At 27.0% G+C, this 8,341-nt stretch carries 9 protein-coding genes and 1 pseudogene; all 10 read left to right on the forward strand.

The window, feature by feature from the left end; translation table 11 throughout:
• Positions 1-88: 88 nt before the first annotated feature.
• The 10 genes and pseudogenes from A500_RS11015 to A500_RS11055 all read left to right on the forward strand — a co-directional run bounded on the left by A500_RS11015 (position 89) and on the right by A500_RS11055 (position 8,326).
• Positions 89-634 (forward strand): glutathione peroxidase, encoded by a 546-nt coding sequence (locus A500_RS11015; RefSeq protein ID WP_016207664.1) that lies wholly within the window; start codon positions 89-91, stop codon positions 632-634.
• A gap of 22 nt (positions 635-656) precedes the next feature.
• Positions 657-1,135, forward strand: a pseudogene (locus A500_RS11020) (glutathione peroxidase).
• Positions 1,136-1,220: 85 nt separating this feature from the next.
• Positions 1,221-1,652 (forward strand): MarR family winged helix-turn-helix transcriptional regulator, encoded by a 432-nt coding sequence (locus tag A500_RS11025; protein WP_016207666.1) that lies wholly within the window; start codon positions 1,221-1,223, stop codon positions 1,650-1,652.
• Between the two features lie 299 nt (positions 1,653-1,951).
• On the forward strand, positions 1,952-2,680 hold the full coding sequence (locus A500_RS11030) for a pseudouridine synthase (RefSeq protein ID WP_016207667.1): 729 nt from the start codon (positions 1,952-1,954) through the stop codon (positions 2,678-2,680).
• Between the two features lie 27 nt (positions 2,681-2,707).
• A complete protein-coding gene (locus tag A500_RS21330) occupies positions 2,708-2,881 on the forward strand; it encodes a hypothetical protein (RefSeq protein WP_242835124.1) in 174 nt (57 codons plus the stop codon).
• Positions 2,844-3,251, forward strand: coding sequence for a tRNA (mnm(5)s(2)U34)-methyltransferase (locus A500_RS11035; protein ID WP_242835125.1), 408 nt, complete (start codon positions 2,844-2,846; stop codon positions 3,249-3,251). Before A500_RS21330 ends, A500_RS11035 begins: the two co-directional genes overlap by 38 nt.
• A gap of 136 nt (positions 3,252-3,387) precedes the next feature.
• Positions 3,388-4,284, forward strand: coding sequence for a MurR/RpiR family transcriptional regulator (locus tag A500_RS11040; protein WP_016207668.1), 897 nt, complete (start codon positions 3,388-3,390; stop codon positions 4,282-4,284).
• Between the two features lie 130 nt (positions 4,285-4,414).
• Positions 4,415-5,638, forward strand: a complete 1,224-nt coding sequence (locus A500_RS11045; RefSeq protein ID WP_016207669.1) for a BaiN/RdsA family NAD(P)/FAD-dependent oxidoreductase — start codon at positions 4,415-4,417, stop codon at positions 5,636-5,638.
• A gap of 78 nt (positions 5,639-5,716) precedes the next feature.
• The gene (gene cmk / locus A500_RS11050) at positions 5,717-6,370 is read left to right on the forward strand and encodes a (d)CMP kinase (protein WP_016207670.1); all 654 of its coding nucleotides are present in this window, start codon (positions 5,717-5,719) and stop codon (positions 6,368-6,370) included.
• Between the two features lie 48 nt (positions 6,371-6,418).
• Positions 6,419-8,326, forward strand: coding sequence for a bifunctional 4-hydroxy-3-methylbut-2-enyl diphosphate reductase/30S ribosomal protein S1 (locus A500_RS11055; RefSeq protein ID WP_016207671.1), 1,908 nt, complete (start codon positions 6,419-6,421; stop codon positions 8,324-8,326).
• Positions 8,327-8,341: the final 15 nt, after the last annotated feature.

Below are 8,341 nucleotides of genomic sequence, written 5' to 3' on the forward strand. Positions count from 1 at the left end.
TGACATTAAAATAAAAGATATATTATATATTTAAATAGATTGAATACAATTTAATTTTAAACAATATATTTTAAGTGGAGGAATTAAGATGAATTTTTATGATATTAATGCAAAAGATATTAATGGAAAAGAAATAAATATGAGTGATTATAAAGGAAAAGTTGTTTTAGTAGTTAATACTGCAAGTAAATGTGGATTTACACCTCAATATGCTGATTTAGAAATATTGCATAAGGAATATAAGGCTAGTGGTTTAGAAATATTAGGTTTTCCATGTAATCAATTCTTAGAACAAGAACCTGGCAGCAATACTGATGTTAAAACTTTTTGCGAATTAAATTATGGTGTAACATTTAAGTTGTTTGAAAAAATAAATGTAAAGGGAATTTCTGCACATCCTATATTTAAATTCTTATGCAGCCAAAAACCTTTTGAAGGATTTGATTTAAGTAAGCCAAATGGTAAATTACTAAATAGCATATTAAGTGAACAGTTCCCTGAGTCATTATTAGATGATTCTATAAAATGGAACTTTACAAAATTCTTAGTTGATAAAGAAGGTAATGTTGTTGGAAGATTTGAGTCAACTGTAGAACCTCTTGAAATGATAGATGATATAAAGAAATTACTATAATTAATTATTAGGAGGCTTTGTTATGAATTTTTATGATTATTCTGCAAAAATATAGATGGAAAAGAAATAGGTATGGATGCTTTTAAAGATAAGGTAGTTATTGTTGTAAATACAGCAAGTAAATGTGGACTAACCCCTCAATTAAAAGAGTTAGAGGAACTTTATAAAGAATATAAGGATTCAGGTCTAGAAATTTTAGGATTTCCTTGTAACCAATTTTTAAGTCAAGATCCAGGAGAAAATAATGAAATAAAAAATTTCTGCCAACTTAACTATGGGGTAACCTTTAATATGTTTGAAAAAATAGATGTCAATGGAAATAAGGCTCATCCTATATATAAATACTTAAAGGAACAAGAAAAAGGAATTCTAACTAATGAAATAAAATGGAATTTCACAAAATTTTTAATTGATAGAGATGGACATGTGGTAAAAAGATATTCTCCAACAACAACTCCTTTAAAACTTAAGGCTGATATTGAAAATCTTTTGAGTAAATAGACTACATCTATATATTAAAGGTTGACATAAAATACTCAACAAGGTAAGATAATTTTAAATATTAACTTTTATGTAGGTGAATTATATGACAAATTACAATCATCTAAAATTAGATAATCAAATATGTTTTTCTTTATATGCAGCATCAAGAGAAATAATAAAATTATATAAGCCATTACTAGATGAATTTAATCTTACGTACACACAATATATAGCAATGCTGGTATTGTGGGAAGAAAAAAAAGCTACTGTAAAACATCTTGGTAATAGGCTACACTTAGACTCTGGAACCCTAACTCCGCTATTAAAAAAACTTGAAGGAATGGATCTTATAAAAAGATACAGAGATGAAAAAGATGATAGGGTAGTAATAGCTGAATTAACGGAAAAGGGTGAGGAACTTCAAAAAAAAGCTCAAGATGTTCCAAGCAAAATGATGTGTAATATGAATATTTCAATGGAAAAAGCTATTGAATTAAAAAGAAATTTAGATGAGTTATTAAAAACTTTAGAATAATGTAAAAAAGGGTGTTTTATTAAACACTCTTTTTTACATTACTATATTAATAACATAGTAGTAAATATATATGAATTGTGAAGTGATTTATTTAGTTTACAGTTGTTACCGTGTACCTACAAAATAAGAGCAACTGCGAATTGTACCTTGAGAACTATGAATTAGAAATTTTGCTTTGCAAAATATTACATACAAATAATTATCAATTGAAAAATATAATGTTGTAAAATATAAAAAAAACTATATAATAATCTTTAAATGGCATAATAGTCATTTATTAAAAAGTGGAGTGATTTTATATGGAAGAAAGATTACAAAAATATATGGCAAGATGTGGAATTGCATCTAGAAGAAAATGTGAACAAATAATATTAGAAGGTAAAGTTAAAGTAAATGATAAAATTGTAAATGAGTTAGGTGTTAAAATAAATCCTGAAAATGACGAAGTATTTTATAATGGAAAGAGGATTCTTCCAGAAGAAAATAAATTATATATAATGTTAAATAAACCAGAGGGCTACATAACTTCTGTAAAGGATGAGAAGGGCAGAAAAACCATATTAGACATAATAAAGGTTAATGAAAGAATATATCCCATTGGAAGACTTGATTATGATAGTTCAGGGTTACTTTTGTTAACTAATGATGGAGAGATATATAATAAAATAATACATCCAAGAGTTGAAGTTGATAAAAAATATATAGCCTTATGTAAGGGAATATTTTCATCAGAGGAAATAAGAAAATTTGAAAGTGGAATAGATATTGGAGGATATATTACTTCTGACGCTAAGATAAAAGTTATAAGTAAAGAAAAAGATATTAAAACAAATAATAGTAATTCTTTAGTTGAAATTACCATACATGAAGGTAAAAATAGACAAATAAGGAGAATGTGTTCTGCTTTAGGTCATGATGTAATTACATTAAAAAGAATTGCTATAGGCAATATAAAACTTGGATACTTAAAAAGAGGCGAGTGGAGAAGTCTGACTGAAGAAGAGCTCAAGTATATAAATTCATTATAGAATAGAAGTTTAAGTCGAGGTGTAATTGTGTATAAGTATGTAGGAAATATAAGTGACTTATCTCATCATATAATAGAAAGTTTTATTACTAATAAAAGAATTGCTATAGATGCAACTCTAGGTAATGGTCATGATACTGACTTTTTATCTAATATATTTCAATATGTTTATTCTTTTGATATTCAAAAACAGGCTATGTGATAAATATATTGAAAAAAATATTACTAATGTAGAAGTAATAAATGATTCTCACCATTTATTTCATAAATATATTCATGAAAATGTAGATTGTATAATTTATAATTTAGGGTTTCTACCTGGGGGCGATAAAAATATAACTACCATGCATGAAACCTCTTTAGAAAGTATAAAGAAGGGACTTTCTATTTTGAATAGTAGTGGGTTTATGATTATATGCATATATAGAGGTCATTATGAAGGCAAAATTGAAGAATCTTGCATTTTGGAGTATTTAAAAACTTTGCCTAAGAATAAGTTTGGAGTTATGATTCAATCGTATTTAAACCGAGAAAATATCTCGCCTATCATGGTTATTATTGAGAAAAAATGAAATTGACAACTTCATATATTTAGTCAAGTTTTTATAATGAAAATATAATAAAATGAAATGATTATTGATGAATCATTCAAAAAGTGTTAATATATAATTACTAAGTTGTTAAATTCAAGGAAAAGAAGGGATAAGGATGGATATTAACCTTAATGATAACTCAAAGGATTTAATGAGATTAATACAGGCTAGATTTTCAAGATTAAGTAAAGGTCAAAAATTGATTGCTGAATATATTTTAAAAAACTATGATAAAGCTGCTTTTATGACTGCAGCTAAATTAGGTATTTCTGTTGGAGTTTCAGAATCAACAGTTGTTAGATTTGCTAATGAATTAGGATTCTCTGGATATCCTAAGCTTCAAAAAGCTTTACAAGAATTAATAAAAAATAAACTTACAACAGTTCAACGTTTAGAATTATCTAATGATTACATAAGTGAGGGATATGCCCTTAAAGGTGTTCTTAAAGCAGATATAGAAAATATAAGATCAACCTTGGAGAAAATAAATTATAACACATTTGAAGATGTTATTAATAAAATATTTGAAGCTAAGAGGATATATATTATAGGCCTTAGAAGTTCAACTGCTTTAGCTGAATTTTTAGGATTTTATTTGAATATTATTTTACAAAACGTAAAGACTGTTGGATATGGAATATCTGATATTTTTGAACAAATGATAAATGTAGGAGAGGGAGATCTTGTAATAGGAATAGGATTTCCAAGATATGCTTCAAGAACAATTGATGCATTAGCTTTTGCTCAAGATAGGGGAGCTGAGGTAGTAGCAATTACTGATAGTTTATTATCTCCTTTAGCATCTAAAGCAGATTATTCATTGATAGCTCAAAGTAATATGGCATCTTTTGTGGATTCTCTTGTTGCACCTTTATCTGTTATTAATGCACTAATAATTGCTGTAGGTATGAGAGAAAAACAAAGTATAACAGATACATTTAACAACCTTGAGTCAATCTGGAAAGATTATAATGTATATTCTTATAATAATAGGAATGTAGGCGAAGATTAATAAATACAAAAAAGTGCTAAGTTATATTAATTAATATAACTTAGCACTTTTTATGTTTTTGTTATGTTGAATTAAAAGTTTTAAAATGATATATTTATTAGGATAATATATGCACAACAGGAGGATTACAATGAAAAAAGTAATAGTTATAGGAGCTGGTCCAGCAGGAATGATGGCAGCTATAACAGCATCTAAAAGTAATAATAATGTCTTACTCTTAGAAGGAAATGAAAAATTAGGTAAAAAATTATTCATAACAGGAAAAGGCAGATGTAATGTTACAAATGCTAAGGACATATCCGAGTTTTTTGAATATATACCTGGAAATCCTCATTTTTTATATAGTGCATTATATACATATACTAATGAAGATGTAATAAATTTTTTTGAATCTCAAGGTATAAAATTAAAAACTGAACGTGGGGGGCGTATATTTCCATTATCAGATAAATCTTCTGATATAATTAAAGGATTATCAAGTGAATTAATAAAGAATAATGTTGATATAAAGCTAAACAGCAGGGTGACAAATATAAAATTTTTGAACAATAAAATTCAAGCTGTAGAAATAAATAATAATCATTTTATAAATGGTGATTACTTTATTATAGCTACAGGAGGGGTTTCCTACCCATTGACAGGTTCAAGAGGAGATGGTTTAAAATTTTCTGAAAAATTAGGTCATAATATAGTAGATTTAAAACCATCGTTAGTTCCTATAGAACTTAAAAATGAATGGATACGAGATTTAGCAGGATTAACATTAAAAAATATAGAAATATCTTTATTTAATAAAGCATCTAAAAAACCATTATATAAAGAACAAGGAGAGTTGTTATTTACTAGTTACGGTATATCGGGTCCTCTTGCTCTTAAGGCATCCAGATATATATTAAAGGATGATAATTATACTATATCATTGAATTTAAAGCCTGCTTTATCAATAGAAGATCTTGATTCAAGAATTCAAAAGGATTTTAAAAAATTTATTAATAAAGATTTTAGAAATTCGTTAGATGAATTACTTCCTAAAAAGCTTATACCAGTTATAATTAAACTTTCTAATATATCTGAAAATAAGAAGGTAAATGAAATAACAAAGGAAGAAAGAAAGACTTTAGTAAATTTAATAAGTGGGATTATTCTTAAAATAAAAGGTCTTAGACCTATAGAAGAAGCAATAGTAACTTCAGGAGGGGTAAATACATTAGAAATAGATCCCTCAACTATGAAGTCTAAATTAGTTAACAATTTATCTTTTGCTGGAGAAATTATAGATGTAGATGCTTTTACAGGTGGATACAATGTTCAAATTGCATTATCTACAGGATTTTTAGCTGGAAGTAACATATAAAATTACTTGTTAAACTCAAATAATAATAATATAATTTATATGAAATTGTTTTTCTAGAATGAAAGGTGGAATATTATTTTGAGAATATCAGTTGCTATAGATGGACCAGCTGGAGCTGGTAAAAGTACTATTGCTAAGTTAGTTGCCAAAGAATTTGATTTAATGTATATAAATACAGGAGCAATGTACAGGGCTGTCGCTTTAGTTGCAAGGGATAATAATATAGACGATACAAATATTGAAGGTTTATGTAGTTTAATAGACACTCTTGATATGAGATTTGAAAATGACGATTTAATATTAAATGATGTGAATATTCAAGAACAAATTACTATGCCAGAAATAAGTGCTATTGTATCTAAATATGCATCAATCCAAGAAGTAAGAACTAAACTTGTCAAATTACAAAGAGATATGTCAAGTAAATTTGATGTTATAATGGATGGGCGTGATATAGGTACAGTTGTGTTAAAAGATTCTAAATTCAAGTTTTTTTTAACAGCAACTCCAGAAGCTAGAGCTGAAAGAAGATATAAAGAATTAAATAACAGGGGATTAGATGTTAATTACTCAACGATATTAGAAGATATAATAAAAAGAGATTATACAGATAGTAATAGACAAATAGATCCATTAAGAAAAGCAGATGATGCCATTGAAATAGATACAACAGGCTTATCCATTTCAGAGGTAACAGAAAAAATATGCTTAAATATAAAAAGTAATATTTAATTATTGTATTAAAAATATAATATGTAATTTAAACTTAGGAGAGTTAATATGAATAAAGTTTTATTAGCTGAAAATGCAGGTTTTTGCTTTGGTGTTCAAAGAGCTGTAGAAGAAGCACTTAAAATAAAAAAACAATATAATAAAAAAATCTATACTTTAGGTCCATTAATACATAATAATGATGTTGTAAAGTATTTAGAAAAAAATGATATATATGCAATTAATCTTGATGAAATCAATCAATTAGAAAAAGATGATGTTATAGTAATAAGGTCTCATGGAGTTTCAAAAGAAGTATTAAATACTTTAGAAGAAAAAGGCCTTACAGTAGTAAATGCAACATGTCCGTATGTGACTAATATTCATAAGAAGGTTAATAAATATTCAGATTTAGGATATAATATTGTTATATTAGGGGATGACAAGCATCCAGAAGTTATAGGAATAAATGGATGGTGTAATAATAGTGCTATAATAACAACAGATGGTAATTTTGAAGAAAAGTTACCTAATAAAATATGTGTTGTATCTCAAACTACTGAAAAAGAAGAAACTTGGAAAAATACTTTAAGTAATTTATCTTCAAATTCAAAAGAACTTTTAGCATTTAATACTATTTGTTCTGCAACAGAAGTAAGACAAAAAAGTGCTAATGAATTATCAAAGACTGTCGATACTATGATTGTAGTTGGAGGAAAAAATAGTTCTAATACAACTAAGCTTTACCAAATTGCTAAATCAAATTGTCAGAATACAATTCATATAGAAAATGCTAAAGAAATTACTAAAGAATTTATAGAAGAAAATAAAGAAAAAGTTGTTGGGGTTACTGCTGGAGCATCTACTCCTGACTGGATAATAAAAGAAGTAATTGATATTATGGAGGGAAAGATTAATATGGAAGATCAATTAAAGCTGATGGAAGAAATGGATAGAAGATTTAGAATTGGAGATGAAATCAAAGGTGAAGTTTTATCTATTGGAAGAGAAGAAGTCGTTATATCTTTAGTTGGATATAAATCAGATGGAGTTATTCCGTTTAAGGAATTAACTACAGAAGAAAACTTAGCTTCATATCTTGATTCAATAAAAATAGGTGATGAAATAACAGCTAAAGTTATAAAGTTAAAAAATGAAGATGGAAACGTAGTTCTTTCAAGATTAGAATATGAAAAGAAAAAGACACTACAAGAACTTCAAGAGTTATTTGATAATAAAGAAACTTTTTCTGTTAAAATAAAAGAATCTAAGGAAAAAGGACTGGTAGCTAATTATAAAGGTATCAGAGTATTTATACCTGCTTCACAAGTAGATATAAGATTTGCAAATGATAGAAGTAATTTAGTAGGAAAAGAACTAGAAGTTAGATTAATAGATTTTTCAATTGAAGGAAATTTAAGAATAATTGCGTCTAGAAGAGTAATATTAGAAGAAGAGAAAAAGGTAATAGAAGATGCAGCTTGGGAAAATATAAGTGTTGGTGATGTAGTTAAGGCAGAAATAAAGAGATTTACTAACTTTGGTGCTTTTGCTGATGTAAATGGTGTTGATGGATTGATACATTTATCTCAAATTTCATGGAATCATGTAAAGTCAGCTGAAAGTGCATTAAAGAAAGGGCAAATAGTTGATGTTAAGGTAATTGAAGCTGATAGAGAAAATAATAGACTTTCTCTTAGTATGAAAGCATTAACTCCAGAACCATGGAGTAACATTGAGGAAAAATACCCAGAAGGTTCTGCTGTCTTAGGTAAGGTTGTAAGAATAAGCGATTTTGGTGCTTTTGTTGAACTAGAACCAGGCGTAGATGGATTAGTTCATATTTCTAAAATAGTTCACCAAAGAATAAATAATCCAGGTGAAGTTTTAAAAATTGGTGATGAAGTAAAAGCAATAATTCTTTCAGTAGATTCTGAAAATAAAAAAATTGCTCTTAGCATAAAAGATGCTGAATAAGTAATATATATATTA

The sequence above is a fragment of the Clostridium sartagoforme AAU1 genome (genome assembly GCF_000401215.1).
In the GTDB taxonomy this organism is placed as follows: Bacteria; Bacillota; Clostridia; order Clostridiales; family Clostridiaceae; genus Clostridium; species Clostridium sartagoforme.